The sequence below is a fragment of the Stenotrophomonas acidaminiphila genome (genome assembly GCA_002951995.1).
GTDB classification, from domain to species: Bacteria; Pseudomonadota; Gammaproteobacteria; order Xanthomonadales; family Xanthomonadaceae; genus Stenotrophomonas; species Stenotrophomonas acidaminiphila_A.
On record CP019797.1, the window covers coordinates 3,062,055 to 3,085,635 of the forward strand.

At 62.8% G+C, this 23,581-nt stretch carries 18 protein-coding genes, 1 pseudogene and 1 riboswitch; of the genes and pseudogenes, 9 read left to right on the forward strand and 10 right to left on the reverse strand.

Features of this window, described 5'->3' with window-relative positions; translation table 11 throughout:
- Positions 1-575: 575 nt before the first annotated feature.
- The 3 genes from B1L07_13645 (at position 576) to B1L07_13655 (ending at position 4,751) form a co-directional block, all read left to right on the forward strand.
- Positions 576-1,517, forward strand: a complete 942-nt coding sequence (locus B1L07_13645) for a 5'-nucleotidase (GenBank protein ID AUZ55955.1) — start codon at positions 576-578, stop codon at positions 1,515-1,517.
- Between the two features lie 309 nt (positions 1,518-1,826).
- A riboswitch (TPP riboswitch) is annotated at positions 1,827-1,923 on the forward strand.
- 69 nt (positions 1,924-1,992) lie between these two features.
- Positions 1,993-4,161 carry a TonB-dependent siderophore receptor gene (locus tag B1L07_13650; GenBank protein ID AUZ55956.1) on the forward strand — a complete coding sequence of 723 codons (2,169 nt, stop codon included), beginning with the start codon at positions 1,993-1,995 and terminating at the stop codon, positions 4,159-4,161.
- A gap of 8 nt (positions 4,162-4,169) precedes the next feature.
- Positions 4,170-4,751 (forward strand): aminotransferase, encoded by a 582-nt coding sequence (locus B1L07_13655; GenBank protein AUZ56611.1) that lies wholly within the window; start codon positions 4,170-4,172, stop codon positions 4,749-4,751.
- Between the two features lie 116 nt (positions 4,752-4,867).
- Here the strand turns inward: B1L07_13655 and B1L07_13660 are convergent, their stop codons facing one another.
- Complete coding sequence (locus B1L07_13660) at positions 4,868-6,034, reverse strand: GGDEF domain-containing protein (GenBank protein AUZ55957.1); 1,167 nt, start codon at positions 6,032-6,034, stop codon at positions 4,868-4,870.
- Positions 6,035-6,704: 670 nt separating this feature from the next.
- Here B1L07_13660 and B1L07_13665 point away from each other — a divergent pair.
- A complete protein-coding gene (locus tag B1L07_13665; protein ID AUZ55958.1) occupies positions 6,705-8,099 on the forward strand; it encodes a hypothetical protein in 1,395 nt (464 codons plus the stop codon).
- Positions 8,100-8,145: 46 nt separating this feature from the next.
- A complete protein-coding gene (locus B1L07_13670; protein ID AUZ55959.1) occupies positions 8,146-8,376 on the forward strand; it encodes a hypothetical protein in 231 nt (76 codons plus the stop codon).
- 74 nt (positions 8,377-8,450) lie between these two features.
- Here B1L07_13670 and B1L07_13675 read toward each other — a convergent pair whose 3' ends face one another.
- From B1L07_13675 to B1L07_13710, 8 genes and pseudogenes are all read right to left on the reverse strand, one after another.
- On the reverse strand, positions 8,451-9,731 hold the full coding sequence (locus B1L07_13675; GenBank protein ID AUZ55960.1) for a hypothetical protein: 1,281 nt from the start codon (positions 9,729-9,731) through the stop codon (positions 8,451-8,453).
- Positions 9,732-11,620: 1,889 nt separating this feature from the next.
- Positions 11,621-11,977 (reverse strand): hypothetical protein, encoded by a 357-nt coding sequence (locus tag B1L07_13680; GenBank protein ID AUZ55961.1) that lies wholly within the window; start codon positions 11,975-11,977, stop codon positions 11,621-11,623.
- A complete protein-coding gene (locus B1L07_13685) occupies positions 11,974-12,246 on the reverse strand; it encodes a hypothetical protein (GenBank protein ID AUZ55962.1) in 273 nt (90 codons plus the stop codon). The genes B1L07_13680 and B1L07_13685 overlap by 4 nt, the downstream gene beginning before the upstream one ends.
- A gap of 1 nt (position 12,247) precedes the next feature.
- Complete coding sequence (locus B1L07_13690) at positions 12,248-13,069, reverse strand: transposase (protein ID AUZ55963.1); 822 nt, start codon at positions 13,067-13,069, stop codon at positions 12,248-12,250.
- Complete coding sequence (locus B1L07_13695) at positions 13,066-13,380, reverse strand: transposase (protein ID AUZ55964.1); 315 nt, start codon at positions 13,378-13,380, stop codon at positions 13,066-13,068. Before B1L07_13695 ends, B1L07_13690 begins: the two co-directional genes overlap by 4 nt.
- Positions 13,381-13,672: 292 nt before the next feature.
- Positions 13,673-14,152, reverse strand: coding sequence for a hypothetical protein (locus tag B1L07_13700; protein AUZ55965.1), 480 nt, complete (start codon positions 14,150-14,152; stop codon positions 13,673-13,675).
- Between the two features lie 517 nt (positions 14,153-14,669).
- Positions 14,670-15,608: a hypothetical protein gene (locus B1L07_13705; GenBank protein ID AUZ55966.1), complete on the reverse strand. Its 939-nt coding sequence runs from the start codon at positions 15,606-15,608 to the stop codon at positions 14,670-14,672.
- A 959-nt stretch (positions 15,609-16,567) separates the two neighbouring features.
- A pseudogene (locus B1L07_13710) lies at positions 16,568-19,254 on the reverse strand (pyruvate dehydrogenase (acetyl-transferring), homodimeric type).
- 1,209 nt (positions 19,255-20,463) lie between these two features.
- Between B1L07_13710 and B1L07_13715 the strand changes: the two are divergent.
- The 4 genes from B1L07_13715 to B1L07_13730 all read left to right on the forward strand — a co-directional run bounded on the left by B1L07_13715 (position 20,464) and on the right by B1L07_13730 (position 22,747).
- Complete coding sequence (locus B1L07_13715) at positions 20,464-20,970, forward strand: PadR family transcriptional regulator (GenBank protein AUZ55967.1); 507 nt, start codon at positions 20,464-20,466, stop codon at positions 20,968-20,970.
- Positions 20,971-21,054: 84 nt separating this feature from the next.
- Entirely contained in the window at positions 21,055-21,846 is a 792-nt protein-coding gene (locus B1L07_13720) for an NADPH-dependent ferric siderophore reductase (protein AUZ55968.1), read from the forward strand.
- 70 nt (positions 21,847-21,916) lie between these two features.
- Positions 21,917-22,228: a hypothetical protein gene (locus B1L07_13725; protein AUZ55969.1), complete on the forward strand. Its 312-nt coding sequence runs from the start codon at positions 21,917-21,919 to the stop codon at positions 22,226-22,228.
- 117 nt (positions 22,229-22,345) lie between these two features.
- Positions 22,346-22,747, forward strand: a complete 402-nt coding sequence (locus B1L07_13730; GenBank protein AUZ55970.1) for a hypothetical protein — start codon at positions 22,346-22,348, stop codon at positions 22,745-22,747.
- 113 nt (positions 22,748-22,860) lie between these two features.
- On the opposite strand, the gene B1L07_13735 is transcribed toward B1L07_13730, so the two are convergent.
- Positions 22,861-23,553 (reverse strand): polyisoprenoid-binding protein, encoded by a 693-nt coding sequence (locus B1L07_13735; protein ID AUZ55971.1) that lies wholly within the window; start codon positions 23,551-23,553, stop codon positions 22,861-22,863.
- Positions 23,554-23,581: the final 28 nt, after the last annotated feature.

Sequence of the window (23,581 nt, forward strand, 5' to 3'; positions counted from 1 at the left end):
CTGAAGCGGGCTGCGGCGCTCTATAAGAATTTTGCTGGCTCTTTCCGGCAAGCGGCCGCGAATGGGCACTTCACATTCGGTGGCATCACACTCCAAGATCGCGATCTAAACCGCGTTCATTCCATCGTTACCGAGATTGACGCACGCCGTTTGTTCTATGCTTGCGGCGAAGACGAGTCGCCTCAGTATGCTATGCAAAGCCCCTACGAAGCGCGCAAGGCGATTATGCAAGAGACCAAGGGTGTTTGGGCCGATCCGTCCTGCGAACGTCTCATTCAAGAGATAACAGCCACTCTGAGCGAGCACTGCACAGCAGCAGAGAAGCTGGCAAATGCAGGTGGAGACGTGTGGTCACCTGACAGGGTCAAGTTCATGATGGTTATGACCGAGATGCGTTTGGGCACTTGGTTGCTGGTTGCAGCTCTCAAGAAGAAACTCGGCTCAATAATTCAGCCTCGCAATCTGCCGATAGACCTCGAGAACCTTGTTCAGGCAGGTGAGGTCTAACAATCATTCAAGCCGACGCTGCTTCGCGGCGCGACCTAATTCAGGCGTTAGCAGTTACAGGGGGAATTGTGGCATACGAGTTGAAAGACAGGCTTGTGGTTGGCGTGGCATCAAGCGCCATGTTTGATCTGACTGAATCAGACAAAATTTTCAGGGGGCAGGGGGAGGAGCCGTATCGACAGTATCAAGAGGCTCATAAGAACAACCCGTTGAATGAGGGGGTCGCTTTCTCATTCATCAAGCGCTTGCTCACACTCAATGACCTAAGTCCAGCAGGTACAGGGCCATTGATAGAGGTTGTCTTGCTCTCTCGTAATGATCCAGATACGGGACTTCGCGTGATGAAGTCCATCGAACATCACGGATTAGGAATAACTCGTGCGATCTTTCAGCAAGGCGTGTCTCCATACGACTACATACCAGCCCTGAATATTTCGTTGTTCCTTTCATCCAACCAGAGCGATGTTCTTGAAGCCATCGCCAAGGGTTTTCCAGCCGGCTACGTGATGGAATCAAAGAAGATTGATGACCCTCAAGACAAGACCTTGCGGATCGCATTCGACTTTGATGGCGTAGTGGCTGATGACACTGCTGAGACCGTTATGCAGCAGACGAAAGATGTCCTGAAATTCCACGACCATGAGACTGCCAACGTAATGGAGCCACTCGGCGGTGGTCCACTCAAGGAATTTTTGCTGAAAGTTTCAAAAATACAGAAGGTCGAAGAAGAGAAACGAAAAGAAGACCCATCCTATAAGAATCGTCTTCGCGTATCTATTGTCACGGCAAGGAATGCGCCTTCCCATGAGCGAGCTATCAATACACTGAAGAGTTGGGGAGTAATGGCGAATGATGCATTCTTTCTTGGAGGGGTAGAGAAGAAGCTTGTCTTGGATGTTCTACAACCGCATATCTTCTTTGACGACCAATCCGGGCATCTTGCGACCGCAAGCGAGGTGGCTCCATCAGTCCACATTCCTTTCGGCATCGCGAACAAACCAAAAGATTGACTGCTAACAGTTCATTCAAGCCGACGCCTCTTCGCGGCGTGGCCTAACTCAGGCATCGATGTCCGCTCCTAGCCGACTCCTGCCATTAATTACCCACAGCCCGCTAAAGCGCCTCTACTGCGTCCAACTCGCTGGCGGCGGTGTCCAGTCCGATGGCAGAGCTTTCCCGCTCCTTGGCTGCACATAAGGGGCTTCGCCGGGAAGGCTCCATGCGGGGCGAGCCCCGCATCTACGAGGTGCGAGGCCCCATGCGCGCAAGCACCCCCAACCCACCCACGGGCCAAGCCACGCTATTTGTGGTCAAATACGCCCCTGAAGCGGGGGTGCCTGGGCTTGTCCAGGCTGAGAGAGTCCCTTGGAACCTGATCCGGTTTGCACCGGCGTAGGGAGCTTTGAGCAGCAGGCACACCGCCTTCGTGGCCGGTCGCGCGTGCGCGCCTTCGCTTCGTCTCCCCCACGGCTGATGACGAAACGAATGAACCGCTGCCCCTCCCTTTCGCTGTTGACCGCCGCGCTGGCCGCGGCCCTGCCGCTGCACGCGCACGCCCTGGACACCGCCGCCGAGCGCTCGCCCACCGAGCTGGCTGCCGTGCGTGTACAGGCCAAACAACCCGGCGCAAAGGAGCCGCAGTCCAACAGCTTCGGCAGTGGCGACTGGAAGAACACCCCGGCCTCCATCAGCGTGCTGGACCGCGGGCTGCTCGACCGCCGCGTGGTGCGCACGCTGTCCGAGCTGGCCGACAACGATGCCTCGCTGGGCGACAGCTACGCGCCGGTGGGCTACTACCAGAACGTCGCCATCCGTGGCTTCGCACTGGATACCGCCACCGGCTACCGCTTCAACGGCCTGAGCATCGCCGGCGAACAGCGGCTGGCGCTGGAGAACGTGCAGCAGGTGGAAATCCTCAAGGGCGAGGCCGGGCTGGCCGCCGGGGTGATCGCCCCGGGTGGCGTCATCAACTACGTTGGCAAGCGCCCGGCCGAGGTGCGCAAGGTCACCTTGGGCACCGACGCCGAAGGCTCGCGCTACGCCGCCATCGACATGGGCCACTGGCTGACGCCGCGCATCGGCGTGCGCTTCAACGCCGCCTGGGACAACAGCCACTCCTACATCGACCATGCCGATGGCCGCCGCAACTTCTACGCGCTGGCCACCGACTGGCTGATCGGCGAACGCGGCAAGCTGGAGGTGGACGCCAGCTACCAGACCAGCGCGCAGCGCTCGGCCTCGGGCTACCAGCTGCTGGGCGCCGGCGCGCTGCCGCAGCACGTGGACCGCACGCAGATGCTGGGCTACCAGCGCTGGCAGAAGCCGGTGGGCATCGACAGCACCAACCTCAGCGCACTGCACACCTACGATTTCAGCCCGGCGTGGCAGTCGCGGGTGTCGGCCAGCCACAGCCGCTCGGTGATCGACGACAACGTGGCCTTCGCCTACGGCTGCTACTACGCCGAAGCCTGCTGGGACGGCAGCGTGCCGGGCAACTACTTCGCGCCCAACGGCGACTACGACATCTACGATTACCGCAGCCCCGACGACACCCGCCGCAACCAGCAGCTGCGCGCCGAACTGCGCGGCCGCTTCGCCACCGGCGCGGTCGGGCACCAGCTGGTGCTCGGCGCCGACTACTTCCACCGCAGCGTGGACAAGCGCCGCAACGTCAACGCATACGTCGGCACCGGCAACATCCATGACCCCGCGGTGCCGCAGTTCGAGCCCTCACCGCTGCAGCCGGGCCCCTCCGTGCGGCGCGTGGACAGCCGCCAGAAGGCGCTGTTCGTACTGGACCGCATGCAGCTGGCCGACAACTGGCAGTGGCTGGCCGGTGGACGCTTCGTGCGCCTGGACGAGCGCGCCTGGGACAAGCGCGGCAACCCCGAGCGCGACAGCCGGGTGTCGCACTTCCTGCCGCAGACCGCGCTGATCTGGAGTGCCAACCCGCAGCTCAACCTGTACGCCAGCTACGTGCGCGGCATCGCCCTGGGCCAGGAAGCGCCGTTCTGGACCAGCAACGAAGGCAGCTTCCTGCCGTCGGTGCTGTCGCGCCAGCTGGAAGTGGGCGCCAAGTACACGCCCACCGACGCGCTGACCCTGGGCGCGGCGCTGTTCCGCATCAGCCGGCCGTTCCAGTACGCCAAACCGGACGCCAGCGACTACGGCTACACCTTCGTGCAGGAAGGCCGGCAGACCCACACCGGGCTGGAACTGAGCGCGCGCGGGCGCGTGGGCGACAACCTGCAGCTCAGCGCCAGCGCCAGCGTGCTGCAGGCGCGGGCGCGCGGCACCGGCACCCCGGCCTACGAAGGCCACCCGCTGATCAACGTGCCCACCACCCGCGCCAGCGTGCACGCCGACTACGCGCTGCCGTGGGTGCCCGGGCTGGGCGTGACCGGCGGCTGGCGCTTCGCGTCTTCCAACGTGGCCACTGCCGACGGCCGCGTGCGCGCCCCCGCCTACGGCGTGGTCGATGCCGGCCTGCGCTTCCGGCATGAGCTGCACGGCCGCACGCTGGACTGGAACCTGAGCGTGGACAACGTGTTCAACCGCTTCTACTGGCGCGACACCGGCAGCAGCTCGGGCGACTACTACCTGTTCCCGGGCGCCCCGCGCCAGGCGCGGCTGACGGTGAGCTTCGCGCTATGAACCCGGCCCTGCTGGAATGGTCGGCGGTCATCGCCAGCGCCCTGGGCGTGTGGCTGATGGCGCAGCGGCGCATGCTGGCCTGGCCGGTGGGGCTGGTGTCGGTGGGCATGTACGCGCTGGTGTTCTTCGAGGCGCGGCTGTATTCGGACATGCTGCTGCAGGGCGCGTTCGCCGCGTTCCTGGGCTACGGCTGGGCCACCTGGCACCGCCAGGACAAGCCCGACGGCCGCGTCGCCATCGCCCCGCTGGCCATGCAAGCCGGCGCCCGCGACCTGGCCATAGGCGTGGCCTTCGGCCTGGCCCTGGGCGCGGCCATGCACACCTGGACCAACGCCGCCCTGCCCTGGCTGGACGCCATGCTCGCCGCGCTCAGCCTGGTGGCGCAGTGGTGGCAGGCGCGCCGCCACGCCGCGGCATGGTGGCTGTGGATCGTGGTGGACGTGGTCTACGTGGGCATGTACCTGGTGAAAGCGCTGCACGCCACCGCCGCGCTGTACCTGGTGTTCGTGGCGCTGGCGGCCACCGGCCTGCATGCGTGGAAGAAACAGCAGAAGCGGGCTCGGGAGCACGCGCCGGCATCGTTTCCCTGACCCCGTCAAACGCCCTCGTTTGCCGGCGGCCATCGAAGCACGGGTGGCCGCCGGCGGGCGACAGGCCGCCCTGGTTGGCACAGGGAAGGGTAGCGGCGCTCCAAGGGAGGCCGCACTCAGTGCTCCAGTTCGCAGTGCAGCTCGATGCGGTTGCGGCCAGCGCTCTTGCCGCGGTACAGGGCGACGTCGGCCTGGCGCATGGCCTGCTCCAGCGAGGCTTCCCCGATGAAGCCGTGCGAGACGCCGATGGTCACCGTGCAATGCACCCCATTCCGGCGCGCTCCCTGCGACATGGATTTCTGCTCGATGGCGCTGCGCACACGCTCGGCCACCTGCAGCGCAGACGCGCTGTCGGACTCCAGGCAGATGGCGGCGAACTCCTCACCCCCCAGCCGGCAGACCAGGTCGCCCTTGCGCACCGCCCCGCGCAGGGCGTCGGCGACGCCACACAGCACGGCATCGCCGATGTGGTGGCCATGGGTGTCGTTGATGCGCTTGAAGTGGTCGATATCGATCAGCAGCAGATGCGCGGTACCAGCCCCGCGCCGGAAGTGAGTGTTCAGCGCCGCATCCAGGCCGCGGCGGTTGAGCAGCTGCGTCAACGGGTCGCGCGCCGCCGCGGCACGCAGCGCATCGCTCATGCGCCGCAACACCAGCCACACGATCAACGGCGGCAGAATCGTCGCCAGCGAACACATGTAGACGTAGAAGACCATCTGGAACTGGCTGTCCATGCGCAGCGCCTCCAGCCCGCCGCCGAGCAGCTTGGCGAACTTCATGGCGTTGAGCACGCTGATGCCGCTGATCAGGCAGACGAACAACACCATCTCGCCACGCAGATCCCGCGCGAAGCTGCGCATGCCACGGAGCAGCACCAGCACCATGCCGGCGAACAGCACCGCACAGGTGGCCGCGAGCAGGGCATAGCGCCCCACCGGCCCCCAGACCGCCTGCGCCAGCCCCTGCAGGGCGACGTAGCCCAGCGCCACGGCCAGCAACGGCCGCAGCAGCGGCGCCGAACGCCCGAAGAAGCGTAGCCCACCCACGCAATACGCCACCGGCGCGCACAGCGTGAGCATGTGGTTGGTCACGCTCATCCAGCCCCAGCCCTGCGTACCCTCCAGCAACTGCAGCACATACGCCCCGCCCAGCATGAGGTTGCCCAGCGCAAACACTTCCATCCCCATCCGGTCGCCCTCCAGGCGCCGGCTGATGAGCAGGAACATCACGGCAAAGCACAGCAGGTGGACGCAGAGCATGCCGACCAGGAGGGTTGCGATCATCGGGTAGTTCGAAGTTGGAGGGACAAAACCGGGGGCAGATTCGAGTGGTGAGTGGCTCACCTGCCGGCACGCAACGTTCGTTGCAGTGAACGTATCCGCTCACAGGCGGCGCGCCATGGTGGCGGCACGCATTGCGTGCAGTGCCGCAATTACTATCGGCATGCGCAGGCGTTCTTTGAACGCCCACGGGAAAGCGGAGCGGAAAACCGGAGTGAGAACCGGAGTCAGAGTGGCGTTTTCTCGAACGCAAACATGCGAGTTGGGCATGGACGCGCGCATGCACGCCTGGACCAACCCCGTCCTGCCATCGTTGGACGCTCGGCTGGCCGCGCTCCGCTTGGTGGCGCAGTGGGGCGATGGGCCTACGCGCCTGTGGCAAGGCCGTCAAACAAGCCTGAAAGGCGAAGGGCTCTCTACTGGCTCGAAGGGAACAAGGGCAGGCGTGTTGCCTGCAAATCACGGGTTTGCAGACGCCGGAACGCCCGGCGACCATGCCGGTCCCAAGGGGTTGGAAAGAGAAGCCATTGCTTCTGAATCAACCCGGGAATCGTAAAGAAACCAACCCTCCAACCTCCAAAATCTCTACAAATACTCCTTTTAAAGCAATAACTTGAAAACCAGCCAAGGCTTCTATATCGTCCATAAATCGTAAAGAAAAAAAACCCATCCCGTGCCCCGTCGCCCAGCCGCTACGCTCGTCGATCTGCTTGCCCTGCTGCGGGAAGGCGACCCGGTGCCCGCTGGCATACTGACCGAGCGACTCGGCATCACCCGCCCGGTACTGGCCCGGCTGATAGCCGAAGCCGGCAATCAGGTGTTGCGTATCGGCAATGCCCGCGCCACCAGCTATGTGGCCCGCGCCACGGGCAACACCAACGCATGGCCGCTGTTCCGTATGCGCGCCGATGCGACGCTGGAAGAACTCGGCACGCTGCATGCGTTGCGCGGCGACCGCTTCCACTTCCAGCCCTCGGGCAAGTGTCCCAACCTGACGCGGCCGGTGGATGCCGTCAGCGGCTACTTCCCCGGCCTGCCATGGTTCCTCGATGACCTGCGTCCACAAGGCTTCCTTGGCCGCACCTTGGCCCATCGCATGGGCCGGCAACTGGGCGTGCCGGAAGACCTGGCCCGCTGGCAGGTACGCGACACCCTCACCGCCATCCTCCATGGCGGCACCGGCATGGGTGACCTGTTGCTGGGGCAGTTCGCCGTCGAGCGCGCGCTTGCCGAGCTGGACACCCCCACCGATGCGGTCACCTCCGCACAACGCGCCCAGCGTTACCCGGCGTGGGCAAAGGAAGCACTGGCCGGCGAGGAGATAGGCTCGTCCCCGGGCGGCGAACAACCCAAGTTCACCGCCACGGTGGACACCGGGCACGGCCGCTACGCCGCGCTGGTGAAGTTCGCCCCGCCCGATGAAGGCCAGGCCGCACGGCGCTGGGCCGAACTGCTTGCCTGCGAACACCTCGCCCTGGACTGCCTGCGCGACGCCGGCCTCGATGCCGCCGAATCGGAGCTGATCCAAACCGACGGTCACACCTTCCTCGAAGTGCGCCGCTTCGACCGCGTACCCGGCACGCTGGGCCGGCGCGGCTTCGTCTCACTACTGGCGCTGGACGCCGCGTTCATCGGCGAAGGCACGCGCGACTGGGGCCTGGCCGGCGAACAGCTGCTGGCAGAGCATTGGATAGAACGCGGCACTGCCGACACCATGGCCCGCCTGCACTGGTTTGGCCGCTTCATCGGCAACAGCGACATGCACCTGGGCAACCTCGGCTTCCACCTGACCGACGCCGGCCCACTGCCCCTGTGCCCTGCCTACGACATGCTGCCCATGTACCTGGCCCCCTCGCGCACCGGCATCGTACGCCCGGCCGGCCCATTGCCACTGGCCGCCCCGGCCCGTGGCGGCCAACTGCCCCACATTGCATGGGCCGCAGACGCCGCACTGCGCTTCTGGGGTGCCGTGGCCGACAACGACCACATCACCTCGCCCGAACTCAACCGGCTCGCGCGCGAGAACCACACGGCCGTGGCTACGTTTGCGCGCAGGTTTGTGGGCTAGCCTGCAGCGTCGCAGCCACCGAGATGACAACGGACACAATCGTTGCATGGCCGTCAGGAAAACCGACATGCAATGCAACGTTGATCCAAATTGGCTGCAGGACTTTGATACCGCGTTGAAGCGCTACTTTCTGATTGACCATGCAGAAGCTGGCATGGGTGAGACGGAGCTAGCCCGCTATGCAGACCTTCGCCCGCACGACGCCGCTCTGCAGTATGGGGAAGACTATGACCTGCAACGGGTGGACATTGACTGGGTGTCGCCTACGCGACGGTGATTCACCGGCCAATGCCTACCACCTTTCGAGGGTGTGGCTGCGGCTGTCAGATGAGCTGTCGCAGCTATTAGCTATTAGTCCCAAAGCACTTCTTCGGGCCGTCGGCTGCTCACTTGGTCTTCGTACCCCGCATCCACATGCTCCAAGAACTGCTGATCGGTTGCGAAGCCGCCCGCAAGCCGCATCTTGGCCACTTCGCCGGCCAAGCTTGCGCCGTTGAGCAAGATGACGGGGTACTGATCGTCGTGCACCTCACGCTGCACCGCCTCGGAGAAAAACGAGGTAGTTACATAAGCGCCCACCCAGCCACGGCGCAGCCTTGCCACGGTGCGGGCGATATGAACACCGCCGGTCGGCGTGTCGACCTTCTCGCACTTGGCCTGTCCCAGCACCACTAGCTTCGTTCCCCAAGTGCCCTCGCCGATGTCGATACGGCCCACAAAGTCCAAGCCCCCATCCCCCGTTCCACGGGTTAGCCACCCACGCCTGTAGCCAGCGCCTGTACCGCGGACCATGGACTCACAAGCGAGACTAGCAAGCGCCTCGAATCGGTGCTTCTTCCCTTCATAGAAGCGATACACGGTGTCCAACGTTTTGCCGATTGTCGAGCTCGCCGGCATCACTTGGTCCTGCCTGCACACTATGTGATAGCGCGCAACACGCCGCTTGATGCGCTCGATCTCTGGACTTCCGTACTTCACCCATTGCTGCCAAGCCTTCGGCGCATGGGCGTTTGCAACCATTGCGTCATGTTTCGGATTGCGGCGGTCGCTGATCCAGAGCATCGCCAAGCTCTCGTCCTCTTCTGTTAAGGACAAAATGGCCAGGTCGAACAGATAGTTGGTAAAGAAGCCGCCGTTCTTTTCCGAGAACTGCGTAACCCGCTGAGCACCGGTAATCAGCCCCAACCCTGCAAATTCTTTGAACCCCTTCCGCGAGGAGCGGAACAGGAGAATAGGAGCTGCACGCTCGCGCTTGGTACGGTCAGGCGATGTATGAAGATCGAACTGACGCAGCAATGTACGGTTGCCCAGCGTCGTACCGGGGTCAACATCCGGCAGCTTGTTGTCGCCAAAGTACCTGGCGAAACCCTCGTCCGGCGCCAAGGTATCGTGCCACGGGTTCTCTGCCGAGCCGCGCTTGTGCTCATTACTAGAGAGCAAGATGACCGCAAGCCGCTCCCCGTCTACAGCGCGCGTGGCGCTAGGGGCATTGATTCCCCGCTCCAGCTGCAGCGTAGGCTGCCCGGGGGCTGCGACTACGTAGTGGAAGTTAGGCAGCCCATCAATCACAGGCTCCTCGGGCAGCGTGGGGCGTGCATACCGGTACAGCTCCCCCATACGAAACCGCTTCATGACTTCCCCTTACGATAGCGAGCTACAGGGTAACTAAGTGATTTGAAGCTACCAAGTAGCTGAAACAGCAGGCCCTGCCGATGCGTTGATGCCGGCGAATGGCACCCTACGTCTACCCAAGCTCATGAATTGCCCATCTTTGCTGCGCGCGATCGATATCGTCGCTGCTCCCAGTCACATGGATACTGCCCCTTGATCGAGGTAGGTATCTGTGGAAAATCAACACGGGTGCCTACCACTGCACGAGCGGCCAGCACTACGACGTCACCATGCGCAGCCGCTTCGCGCCCGAGCACGAAGCAGCGCAACACGGTCACCGCGCCGCCCATGGCCGCATCCGCTCCCCAGGCTTAACCATCGCCTACACAACGACAGTGATATCAAGTCGGCGCAGCCGGGCGAGCACCGTACGGATACGCGTTAAGACACATAGCCCCCTCATAGGTTGTGATCAGAATATCGCCGCTGCATAAAAAAGACCACCCCACTCAAGAAGGAAAACCAGCAACCGATATATGGAGTACATTAGCGAGAGAAACAAGAAGCATGAGCTCCAAGCCAACAATCAGCAAAGAAGCACGAGCTTCAAAATTACTTACTAACTTCCTCAAAGACTACAAGTGGCTGGGAATTAGCCTAGGAACACTCACTGTCCTGGCACACTTCTGGCGCATCCGCTATCTTCCAACGCTCGGAATTGCGGACGTAGGGCTATTGGCCTTGGCGATCCTCCTATTCTCATCAATAGCCTTGCTGTTGGTGGGAATAATGTGTGTCATGCCTGGATTTGCCCTACTCGGCTGGTCAACTCAGAGGGTTATCGCACGCCCCCGAGGATCAACTGAGCGCAGCCCTCGCAGGAGAGTGGCCCGAAACAAGGTACGCACTACAGATCCTGCCAGGCAGCCCCAATCCCGTAAGCGCTTAACAGGGATGGGCTTGGTGCTTCTGCAGATTTATGCCGGCTCTCTGGTCGCCTTCTTGCTCTATTGGAGCGTGACCCTGCTTCCCAAAGGCGCTCAAAAGCCGGCGTTTCTGTTTGTATTCTTTTTATCGCTAGTCGTTGTTGTTCTTTCCTCCATCCTCTTGGACATTCGTTGGATTCGCTATCGCGCACTAAAGGCCAAACATAAGAAGCTACTTTCATTTTGCCTAATAGCCTTCCTATACGGCGCCTCCACACCTTTCATGTGGGTAGTGTTCCGAGAATTAAGAACCCCAGCATTGACTCTAATCCCCCTCCTCGTCCTCTTTCCGCTTATCCATTGGGCCATATATGCGACGCAGCGCATGCCCCTGAAATTTCGAACGGTGATTACCGGGGTTGCTCTTGTCTATAGTTTGTTCGTGGCAGGACTGCCACTTCGCTTGATTGACGAATCTCTACGCACCTTTGGTGTTGGCCTCATGGACAATCAGACAGTCTTAGTGACGCAACGCGGCTGCGACATATCGAAAGCTGCCGGCATAAGGGCAATCTGCACCCGAATTGGTACAACCAATAGCGACCTCTTTGCCCTTGGCCCCGTCATAATTCAGACACGGCTCGGATCACACCTGTTGATAGCGGAACCGAGCTGGACACCAGAAACCCCCTTTCATCGCGCCCCAGTACCCGCTTCTGAGATCGCGTCTTGGTTCACCCGGGCAGACAAGATGGTCTCTAAAGAGGGGAAAGCTGAGAACACATCTTCAGCAGGTACGTCAAAGAAAGGATTGACAAAAGATGCCGAGCTTTAACCATCAGCATCAAACTCCTTAGAAGGCAAAATTAAATCCAAATAGGCGAATCCTTCCTCACTACTACCGCCTGGCAGCCATATCCGCTCCCGCCTCGAACATCGCTGGAGAATACCCGAGCCTAAGGACAGATACGCAACCACATCGCCTCACCCCTGCGCCTCAATTACCAGGCGCCCCTCCTGCGCGGTGATGCGCAGCTTGGCGCCGATGGCGAAGCCCAGCTGCTCCAGCCACAGGCCGCTCAGGCGCAGGTGCGGGACGGGTTGGTCGCCGCCGTGGCCGTGGGCGCCGGGGTAGTACGTGCAGCTGACGGTGCACTGGCGGGGCTGGCGTGGGCGGCGGGGTGCGCTCAGGCGGCCGCGGCGGGCGGGGAGTGGATCGGGTTGCAGGTCGGGGGGCGGCAGGGGCGGCAAGGCGTCGAGTAGCGTTTGGGCCAGGGTGCGTGTATCGCGGCGGGTCGGGCGCTTGGCGCGCGAGCTGGTGGAAGCACGGCGGCGGCTCATGGGGCCTCCTGCGCGGCGCACGCGGATTGGGCCACGCCACTGCATTCGCGCAGGGCGGCGTTGATGCGGGCGGAAAGGCTGCGCAGGCATTGCGTCAGCACGCCGGGCTGGCACAGCAGGTGCGCGGTGAGGTCGTGGTTGCCCTGCTCGGTGGCCGCCAGTGCGGCCAGCCGCTGCATGACGTCGCCCACTTCAAGCAGCAGGGCGTGCGCGCCCTCGGGCAACAGGTAGCCCGGCGCGGGTGTAATGACCCAGCACTTCCTGCACAGGTTAGGCCGCTAAAGCGTATGCCTCGGCGGGTGTCTTCATGCCCAGCGCCTGATGCGGCCGCCGGTGGTTGTAGAACTGGATCCAGTCGCCGATCACGCGCATCGCATGCTGTTGGCTTTCGAAGCGGTGCCGGTGTGCGCATTGCTCCTTCAGTGTCCGGATGACGCGTTCGACCATGCCGTTCTGCTGTGGACAGTGCGGGGTGATGAATTCCTGCCGCAATCCGTAGCTGCGCACCAGGCGCGTGTAGTGGCGGCTGGTGAAGACCAGTCCGTTATCCGAGCGCAGCAAGAACGGTTCGGGAACGCGGCCGAGCGTACCGAAGCGCGTGATCAACGCCTGCTCTAAAGCCGCTGCCGCCGTCGTCGCACGGCCGGTTCGCGACAGATGCCATCCCAGCAGTTGGCGGGTGTGGCAGTCGATCACCAGCGCCAATGTGAGCCAACCATCACGGCCGCCCCAGATCCGGCACAGATCGGTCGCCCAACGCTGGTTCGGCGCCGAGGCCACCGAGGGCAGTGCTTGGATGCGGGGACGCATACCCACAGCGCGTTTGCGCACCTGCCAGCCCATCAACTGGAAGATCCGTTGCACCGTGTTCTTGTTCATGCCCAGCAATCCGGCGACCGTGCGATAGCCAAACGAAGGTTCGGCCTCGATCAGTTGCTTGATCGGGCCGGCCAGCTCCGGGCGCACCGCCGGTGCAGTTCTCACTGGCCGGTAGTAAACCGTCCGACGCGGCACGTCGAACCAGCGGCACAACTGCGACATCGAGACCGCCACGCCGTCATTGCGCAGTCCCTGCTGGATCGTGACCATCAGGTCTCGTCCTTGCCCAGCAGGGACGCCAATTTTTTTCGTGCACGTAGCTCCAGCATCGCCTCGCCATACGCCTCCTGCAGATCCTTGAGCTGCCGCTCATACTGCTCGCGCACGTCCTCCGGCTTGGCACGCAGCGCGTTCTCCATTCCGCGCTTCCCGTCATCGACCCAGCTCTCGATCTCTGATGGCGGCAAGTCGAACTGGCGACTCGCCTCCGACACAGTGGTCTTGCCCTGGATGATCTCCAACACCAGCGCCGACTTCCGCCGTGCTGTCCAACGTTTGATCTCTTCTTCCATTACCGCGCTCATCGGTGTCTCCTTGAAAAGGTTACACCTGAGCAGGAAATCACTGGGTCATTACAGAGGTGGGTACCGCTGTGTGAGGAGTTTCGACGCTCCTTGAGGGCCGAGAGTGCTACTGCCTTCGCGCCATGTCAACTGCAATTCAGACAGAACAACAAAGATCGGGGAGAAGTCTTACATTGCTCTCATACGAGCGCGGCCTAATTGAGCTGCATCTATGCGCGTGCGAGAAAGAGTAGACATAGATGGAAGCAACCAGGCTCTCAGTAGAAGGCAAAAATCGAGCCAAGCCCACAAACTAACAAAAATTCAACGCCACTCCTGAAATACACACAGGCTCATGCAAATTCGTCGGAACTAATATTGATGTATCAAAAAAAGCGAAATTGTAACCGCCCTCCTTTAAAGAACTCCGATATCTCACGCCATCGTAGCCAATAGTCTTAATAAGCTCGCAAAGGTATTGCGTAGCAAGATAATCATAGAAGGCCCTATGCGGCGGCGTGGGCCTAGTCAGGTCTTCGCTGAGCATCGTCAGCAGCCCCATCGCATCCCGAACATTTCCAAGCGCCCCCAGATCTAACCGAAAGGGAGATATTAATGACCTTGGATCTGAAAGATCCACCAATTTAAAACCGCAAGCAGGCTCAAATCGCCCTACCGCGACCAAATCAGCCACGGTAGGACGAACTTCGCTAATCGCCGTTTCACGATCACTCGCAGCGTACAAGTATGAAAGACCCGCAGGATTGGCACGTCCCGCTTGAGCTACTCCCAACGGCGGCGCTTTAAGATCATCCAATTCGAATGGATTATCATCTCTTTGAACCCTAGCTCGAAAAAAATGCCTGGGAAGATCCTCATGAGAGATGACCAGCAGTCCAAGCAACTGAGAAAGCTCATCTCGATTTGGCGCAGACTCTGGAAAAAATCTATTTTTATACTTAAGCTCATCCTTGAGAGCCACCCAACGTTCTTCGGCAGTCCTTGTAACGGGCTGGCTCGTTACATACTTAAGCCCCGCAGTATCTGGAAGCAGATCTTTCAGTAACTCCGCTTTATCAATAACGCCTGGGGAAAAGAGCGCCCAATCACGCTCCAGAAGAGGCAAAAGATCATCCCCATCCTCCGACTCCCGATAGAGAGAAAGAAGAATAGAAAACTCACTACCGAGTTCTGCACAATCGATTCGGATCGCACGCGGAGTCAAGCAGCGTTCGCAATAGCCTTCATCTGAGCTTTGCCTTGCAATTTTTTGGCCTATAGCTCTATCCGAAAAGCATGCCATGCAGCACTTAGCCATGAAGAAAGCTCGCCATAAGCTCAAGGTGATGCTGCATACTTAGCTTTTTTACATAACCCAGACCCGGATAATGACCCCGGTCGTGCAATTCTAGGAATTCAGCCACTGCTTTCGTCACGGCGATTTTTGAGTTAGGCGCACGTACAGCGGCGGCGAGTTTAGCTAAAGCTTCGCTAAACTTACCCGCCGGATCGGCCGGCGTCAGGTTTGAATCAGAAACAAAATGACGAATAAACATTGACGATTCTTTATCTTCATCTAAAAATGTAAGATGAATCGCCACTGCGTAAGCCGGCCCACCTCCGTCTGCATACTCATCACCAACAGTAAGGAAATCCCCGAACCCATCCATCCCCTCCTCCTGATAAGTCAGGTGCAGATCGGAAAAATGTTCAATTTCGGGATCGAGATAGTCAGAATTTTTCTTCTTACGAAAGCCATCTCGAACAAGAACCCTGTCCTCGCCCTTAAAATTTCGGCGATATAAGGTGCCCGAATCCTTCGCATCAATGAATATATTTCTACTAAAGCTTGCCTCCGATTTCGTCACTGATGCCTTGATAGCGGAAGCATCAGCTGATCGATCATGTAGCAAGGCTACTGGCTCTGCGGGAATCTTAGTACTACCGTCCTCCAACCCTTGCGTCCGATAAATCCAGGCCAACCCTGTCGAAGCATCGATCAGCTTGGAAAGACTTGCCCGAAATTCATCCCCAAGCCCGACCTTTAAAGTCCCGCAACCCGGGTTGGCGACGATGTATGCGCGCCCTTTATGCTTTTCTATCTCTGACAAACAACGAAGCATTGAGCCAATATCATTCCTAACCGGCTCAACGACAGGACAAAAGCCAGCGTTTGACAAAAGCTCGGCATTTTCCTTGATACAGATAAGCTCGTACTGCTTACCACGAAAATAAGGATGATAGCTCACACCGCCCTCCCCTAGTGACGTCCATTTCGAATAGATCTATTAACCTTGCGATCTGAACACCTGTCAAGTCTTGCGCCAAGGCAGATGCCGCGAGTGATGCAGGCAACCCACTTACAAGAGCTTTCTTCGGAGCAGACCTAGCCAGAAGCCGCTTTGCTACAAAGGCATTGATCGCCACGGGATCCATTGCCAATGATGCAGAAAGAGCCTCTTGATAGATTTTTGTATTAGGAATTCGCTCACCATCACGCCCCAACTTGCATAAGAGGTCAAGTAGATCTTTGCGACGAAGAAGAGCCAACATATCGGTGTGGGACAACAATGAGTCAAATGTTTCCGCAGGCCTAATTACACGAAGTTGATATCTACCGGTTAATACAAGCAGACCGATCTCTGGACCGATTAGCCGTTCAACTATCGGCGCATAGCGTTCGCTTGTGACGACAGAGACCTGCCTGCACGCCTTTTGATATGAATTTAACTGCGTCGGTAGACGTGCCAGCTCGTCGTAGTCAGTCTTGATCTCGTAGGCACTCAAATATTCCCTTGCAAGCAGCACATCGAGCTTAGCCTCTGCAATTCTGACCTCCAGGCACGCAGTCGCTGTACTCAGAGAGTGCCGACCAAGTACCAGCTTTTGCACTATGGCATTTTTGTAAAAATACTCGACACGCTGATTTTTCAAGCAAAATTTGAATGCTGATTCATATAGGTCGGACAAGGTCATGCCTTCAGCTAACTGACCTGTGCCATCCAGAGACCGTAGAACGATCACCAGTTCCTTGGGTAATTCTCCGCTTCCAAGCTCTTTCAACACCCTACTAGAAAAGAGGCGCCGAACAAGAACTGGGTTGGTTCCTGCAAAGTTAACGTGCACTGCTGTCCTGAGCTGTTGTGCTTCCCGCTTCGAACTCATCTCCGCACCAAAAAGAAGAGGGGCCGAAGCCCCTCGTTCTCCATCAAACCCCAACAGGATTCGCCTTATCCGGATCGATGTTGTACTGCTTGATCGCCCGGGCCACATCCTTCGCGGTCATCTTGCCGTCCTTCGCCAGCGCCGCGATGGCGGCGTGGGCGATGTAGTAGCGGTCAACCTCGAAGAAGCGGCGCAGGTTGGCGCGGGTGTCGGAGCGGCCGAAGCCGTCGGTGCCCAGCACCGAATAGGTCATCGGCACGAAGGCGCGGATCTGGTCGGCGTAGGCGCGCACGTAGTCCGTGGCGGCGATGGCCGGGCCCTGGCGGCCTTCCAGCAGCTGGGTGACGTAGGCCTTGCGCGGTTCGGCTTCCGGGTGGAGGCGGTTCCAGCGTTCGACGTCAAAGCCGTCGCGGCGCAGTTCGTTGAAGCTGGGGCAGGACCAGATGTCGGCGGTGACGCCGAAGTCCTTGTCCAGCAGTTCGGCCGCGGCAATGGCTTCGCGCAGGATGGTGCCGCTGCCCAGCAGCTGCACGCGCAGCTCGCCCTTCTTGGGCTTGCCGGCGTCGGTGAGCAGGTACATGCCCTTGATGATGCCGTCGGCTGCACCTTCCGGCATGGCCGGGTGGGTGTAGTTTTCGTTCATCAGGGTGATGTAGTAGTACTCGTCGACCTGGTCTTCCATCATGGCCTTGGTGCCATGCTGCAGGATCACCGTGACTTCGTAGCCGAAGGTGGGGTCGTAGCTGCGCACGTTGGGAATGCCGCCGGCCACGATGTGGCTGAAGCCGTCTTCGTGCTGCAGGCCTTCGCCGTTGAGCGTGGTGCGGCCGGCGGTGCCGCCCAGCAGGAAGCCGCGGGTACGCATGTCCGCCGCCTGCCAGGCCAGGTCGCCCACGCGCTGGAAGCCGAACATCGAGTAGTAGATGTAGAACGGCAGCATGGGCACGTTGCTGACCGAGTAGCTGGTGCCGGCGGCCATCCACGAGGCAATGGCGCCCGGCTCGCTGATGCCCTGCTGCAGCACCTGGCCGCTCTGGTCTTCGCGGTAGTACATGAGCTGGTCGGCGTCGACCGGCTTGTACTTCTGCCCGTACGGGGCGTAGATGCCGATCTGGCGGAACAGGCCTTCCATGCCGAAGGTGCGGGCTTCGTCGGCGACGATGGGCACCAGGCGCGGGCCCAGTTCCTTGTCGCGCAGGCTGATGTTCAGCGTCTGCACAAAGGCCATGGTGGTGGAATAGGTGCGCTCGCCCGAATCCTTGAGCAGGCGCTCGTAGGTTTCCAGCTTGGGGGCGTTGAACGACTTATCGGCCTTGCGGCGGCGCTGCGGCAGGTAGCCGCCGAGCGCGGCGCGGCGCTCCTGCAGGTACTGCACTTCCGGCGAATCCGGGCCCGGGTGGTAGAACGGCACCTGGCCATCCTTGAGCTGTTCGTCGGTGACCGGGATGTTGAAGCGGTCGCGGAAGTGGCGCACCGCTTCGTCGTCCAGCTTCTTGGTCTGGTGGGTGGGGTTGAGCGCCTCGCCGGCGCTGCCCATGCCGTAGCCCTTGACCGTCTTGGCCAGGATGACGGTGGGCATGCCCTTGGTGTTCACCGCCTGGTGGTAGGCGGCGTACACCTTGTGCGGGTCATGGCCGCCGCGGTTCAGGCGCCAGATGTCGTCGTCGGACAGGCTGGCCACCATGGCGGCGGTTTCCGGGTACTTGCCGAAGAAATGCTCGCGCGTGTACGCGCCGCCGAAGGCCTTGCAGTTCTGGTATTCGCCGTCGACGGTTTCCATCATGAGCTTCTTGAGGACGCCGTTGGTGTCCTTGGCCAGAAGCGGATCCCAGTAGGAGCCCCACAGCAGCTTGATGACGTTCCAGCCGCCGCCGCGGAACACGCCTTCCAGTTCCTGGATGATCTTGCCGTTGCCGCGCACCGGGCCGTCCAGGCGCTGCAGGTTGCAGTTGACCACGAAGATCAGGTTGTCCAGGCCTTCGCGGCCGGCCAGGGCAATGGCGCCCAGGGTTTCGGGCTCGTCGCTCTCGCCGTCGCCGATGAAGCACCACACCTTGCGGTCGGACTTCTCGATCAGGCCGCGGTTTTCCAGGTAGCGCATGAACTGCGCCTGGTAGATGGCCGCCAGCGGGCCCAGGCCCATGGACACGGTGGGGGTCTGCCAGAAGTCCGGCATCAGCCACGGGTGCGGGTAGGACGACAGGCCGCCGCCGTCCACTTCCATGCGGAACTTGTCCAGCTGCTGCTCGCTGATGCGGCCTTCCAGGAAGGCGCGGGCGTAGATGCCCGGGGCGCTGTGGCCCTGGATGAACAGCAGGTCGCCGGGGTGGTTGTCGCTGGGGGCACGCCAGAAGTGGTTGAAGCCCACGTCATACAGCGTGGCGCCGGAGGCGAAGGAGGCAATGTGGCCGCCCAGGTCGCCCGGCTTGCGGTTGGCGCGCACCACGGTGGCCATGGCGTTCCAGCGGATGATGGAACGGATGCGCCATTCCAGCTCGGCGTTGCCGGGGCTCTTGGCCTCCAGCTGCGGCTCGATGGTGTTGACGTACTCGGTGGTGGGGGAGAACGGCAGGAACGCGCCCGAACGACGGGTCAGCTCAACCATGCCTTCCAGCAACTGATGCGCGCGCTCGGGGCCCTCGACATCGATAACGGCCTTCAACGACTCGATCCACTCCTGGGTTTCCAGGGGTTCGGGTCGTTGTGCAGCACTTCATTCAACCAGTTCATTGGCGCTCCCAGGTACGGCACGCACGCGCGCGCTTGTTCAGTAGTTTTGAGCCGCAAAGTGTAGCGCACCCGCCCGCCTGCGAAGCTGGCTACGCCTGCGTATGGGCGTGCCGGCGGCGGTGTCTGGCGGACAACGCGCGACAGTGCGTTGGCCGCCCGCGGGACAGCGGCGGACAGGTGCAACGCCCTGTGCGCCTTGTTGCGGCACGTTGCGCGTGGAGCGGCCGCGCGCCCGCGTTGAGGCAGTGCCGGCCAGGCACCCGTGGCGACACGCAGCGCCACGGAACAGCGTGTTCCCCGTGGATGCGGGGCTTGCCCGCAGGGGCCCGCATTTCGTAGATGCGGGGCTCGCCCCGCATGGGGGCTTTCCCGGTGAAGCCCCGTGCCAGGCAAGCCCGGCACCTACGGGGGCGTTTGCCCGCTCTCATATCTCGTGAATGCGGCGCTTGCCGCGCGTGGAGCCTGTCACCGTAGATGCGGGGCTTGCCCCGCATGGGGCTTTCCCGGTGAGGCCCCGTGCCGGGCAAGCCCGGCACCTACGGGGGCGTCTGCCGCTCTCTTGGCCCGTGAATGCGGCGCTTGCCGCGCGGGGAGCCGCGCATTTCGTGGATGCGGGGCTTGCCCCGCATGGGGCTTTCCCGGCGAAGCCCGTGCCGGGCGAGCCCGGCACCTACGGGGGCCTCTGCCCGCTCTCTTGGCCCGTGAATGCGGCGCTTACCGCGCAGGGAGCCGCGCATTTCGTAGATGCGGGGCTCGCCCCGCATGGGGGCTTTCCCGGCGAACCCCGTGCCGGGCGAGCCCGGCACCTACGGGGGCGTCTGCCGCTCTCTTGGCCCGTGAATGCGGCGCTTGCCGCGTGGGGAGCCGCGCATTTCGTAGATGCGGGGCTTGCCCCGCATGGGGCCTTCCCGGCGAACCCCGTGCCGGGCAAGCCCGGCACCTACGGACACGTTTGCCCGCTCTTTTGCCCGTGAATGCGGCGCTTGCCGCGCGTGGAGCCGGGCAGCGTAGATGCGGGGCTTGCCCCGCATGGGGCTTTCCCGGTGAGGCCCGTGCCGGGCGAGCCCGGCACCTACGGGGGCGTTTGCGCATTTTTGCTCCGTGAATGCGACGGTGCGGTGCGATGCGGCCAGGCGCTGGCTGGGGCGCCGGTTTGCGACAGGGTGGTTTTCGATATATCGTCACGACCAAATTCGATATATCGAAATCATGCCGCCCGCGCCGCCGCCCACCGCCCGTAAACGCCCCACCGCGCGCCCGCTCGGCCGTGGCGACCTGCGCCTGCTGCTGCTGTCGCTGCTGGGGCAGGCGCCGCGGCATGGGTATGAGCTGATCCAGCAGGTCGGTGAGATGTTCATGCACGTGTATGCGCCCAGTGCCGGCTCGGTGTACCCGCTGCTGGCCGATTTCGAGAAGCAGCGCTGGGTGGTGGCCGAGGAAGACGGCGGCCGCCGGCGCTACCGCATTACCGCCCTCGGCCAGGCGCAGCTGAAGCTGCGGCAGGCCGAGGTGGAAGCGGCGCAGCTGCGCGCCCGCCACAGCGCGCGCGCCATCACCAAGGCCAACCTGCCGCCGCCGGTACGCGAGGCGATGCACCGGCTCAAGAAGGCGCTGGTGCTGCGCGGCGGCCGCTGGCAGGACGTCGATGCCGGGCGCGTGGCCGCGCTGCTGGAACAGGCCGCGGCGCTGGTACGCCAGGGCGACGCCGACGCCTGACCTTTCTGTTTCCCCACGACCGAGCCAGACGCCTCCCACCAGGTCACCCCGGCGCACAGCGCCCACCGCCCCCCAGGTATGCCCATGTCATTGCACGAAAACCGCACCCTTCGCCTCACCCCGCGTTTCCGCCAGCTGCAGGTACTGCGCAGCGAGCGCCTGACCCCGCACATGCAGCGCATCGTGGTGGGCGGCGCCGAGCTGGAAGGCTTTGAAAGCCCGGGGCCGGACGACCACGTCAAGCTGTTCTTCCCCAATGCGCAGGGCGCGTTCGTGCTGCCGGAGCTGACCGCGCAGGGCCCGCGCTACCCGGACGGGCTGATGCCCTCGCCCAGCCGCGATTACACCCCGCGCCTGCACGACGCCGCAGCCGGTGAGCTGGTGCTGGATTTCGTGCTGCACGGCCACGGCGTGGCGTCGGGCTGGGCGCTGCGCGCGCAGCCGGGCGATGCGCTGGTGGTGGCCGGGCCGCGCGGTTCATTCCAGGTAGCCGACGACTACGACGCCTATGTGCTGATCGGCGACGAGACCGCGCTGCCGGCCATTGCCCGGCGCCTGGCGGAACTGCCGGAGCACGCGCAGGCCGAAGTGCTGGTCGAGATTCCCGAGGATGCCGACCGGCAGCCGCTGCCCAGCGCCGCGCAGGTGCGGGTGTCGTGGCTGGAGCGCAATGGCGTGGACGCGGCCAGCAGCACCCTGCTGGAGGACGCGCTGGTGGATTTCGAAGTGCCCGACGGCGATGCGTTCTACTGGATCGCGCTGGAATCGCGGCGCGCGCGGGCGATGCGGCAGTTCTTTGCCGGGCACCTGCAGGTGCCGGCGGACTGGATCCGCGCCACCGGGTACTGGAAGGCGCACCCCGGCGATGCCGACTGAGCCGCCCGCGCCACGACGCCGGCGCGGACGCCCGCTGCTATGCTGCGGGCAGTTGATCCGGTTGCCTGCCATGACCCCGCGCCCGCTGAACCTGCTGCTTGTTCCCGCCACCGCCGTGCTGCTCGCCGCCGGCCTGGGTGGCTGCCTGTCCACCCCCGGCCCGACGGTGGCCGGCGACGGCCGCTGCAGCGACACGCAGCTGCAGTGGGCGGTGGGCCAGCCGGGCAACGAGGCCAACATGCGCCGGCTGGCGCGCGAGAGCGGCGCCGGGCTGGTGAATCCGATCGGCCCGGCCACCATCGTCAGCCGCGATATCCGCCAGGACCGGCTGCGGGTGTTTCTGGACGCGGGCAACACCATCACCGCGGTGCGCTGCGAATAGGCGCCGCGCGGCACGACCGGCGACGAACGACGGACGAGGAAAGGCCCGCCCCCGGCGGGCCTTTTGCGCATGGGCGATGCGACAATCGCGCCCGGTCATGACGGAACAGGCGGCAACGTGGGCAAGCTGACGATGGCGGTGATGGATACCCTGCAGGCACGCGTGGCCGACGATGGCCAGTGCGACACGCTGCTGGCCGGGTTTGCGCAGCCGCAGGCGCTGCGCGCGCCGCTGCGGGCGCTGGTGCAGGCGCAGCAGCAACTGCTGCAGGCCGAGCACGAAGTGGCGCAGGTGGCCGACGTGCTGCGCCGCGACCAGAAGTACGCGCCGGCCGGGCGGCCGTCGATCCATATCGTGCAGCTGCGCAAGCAGCAGGCGGCCGCAAAGCAGGTAATGCTGATCGCGCGGCAGCGGCTGGCGCAGGTGGCGCAGACCTTCGTGCAGGCCAGCGGGCTGGCGCTGAAGCCGAAGCAGTCGCCCAGCGAGGCGGTGGCGGCGTGGCTGCAGGCGCTGCGCTGAGCCACCGGTGCCCCCGCGGCGCGGCTCGGCGCCGCGGCGGCCGCGATGAAAAGCACAAGGCCCGCCATTGGCGGGCCTTGCGCGTATTGCGTGCGGACCAGGTGCCCGGCGGCTTATTCGGCCTTCGGGATCGAGGCTTCGGTGGTGATGCGCACCTTGACCTCGTCGCTCACGGCTGGAGCGTAGGCGCCCACGCCGAAGTCGCTGCGCTTGAGGGTGGTGGTGGCGTCGAAGCCGACCGACGGCAGCTTCAGCATCGGGTGTTCACCGGCGCCGTTGATGGTGACGTCCAGGGTGACCGGCTTGGTGGTTCCCTTGACGGTCAGGTCGCCGGTGACGGTGAGCTTGTTGGTGCCGGCGGCTTCGACCTTGGTGCTCTTGAAGGTGGCGGTCGGGAACTTGGCGGCGTCGAAGAAATCGGCGCTGCGCAGGTGTTCGTCGAACTTGCCGGTGAAGGCGTTCAGGCCCGACAGCGGCAGGGTCACTTCCACGCTGGACTTGCTGACGTCGGCGGCGTCGTAGACCAGGGTGCCGTCGACGTTGCCGAAGTGCGCGCTGGGGTTGGAGAAGCCCATGTGGGTCCACTGCACCAGCACGTCGGTGTGGGTCGGGTCGAGCTTGTAGGTACCGGAAGCGACCTGGATCGGGGCGACTTCGGGCGCGGCCGGGGCGGCGGCGGCTTCGGCCGGGGCGGCGGCGGTGGTGTCGGCCGGGGCGGCCGGGGCAGCGGTGTCGGCCGGCTTGGAGCAGGCGCTGATGGCGGCGGCCAGGGCCAGCGGGAGCAGCAGCTTGGTGACGGTGGACATGGGTGTCTCCTGGGATGCGGAATGGGAA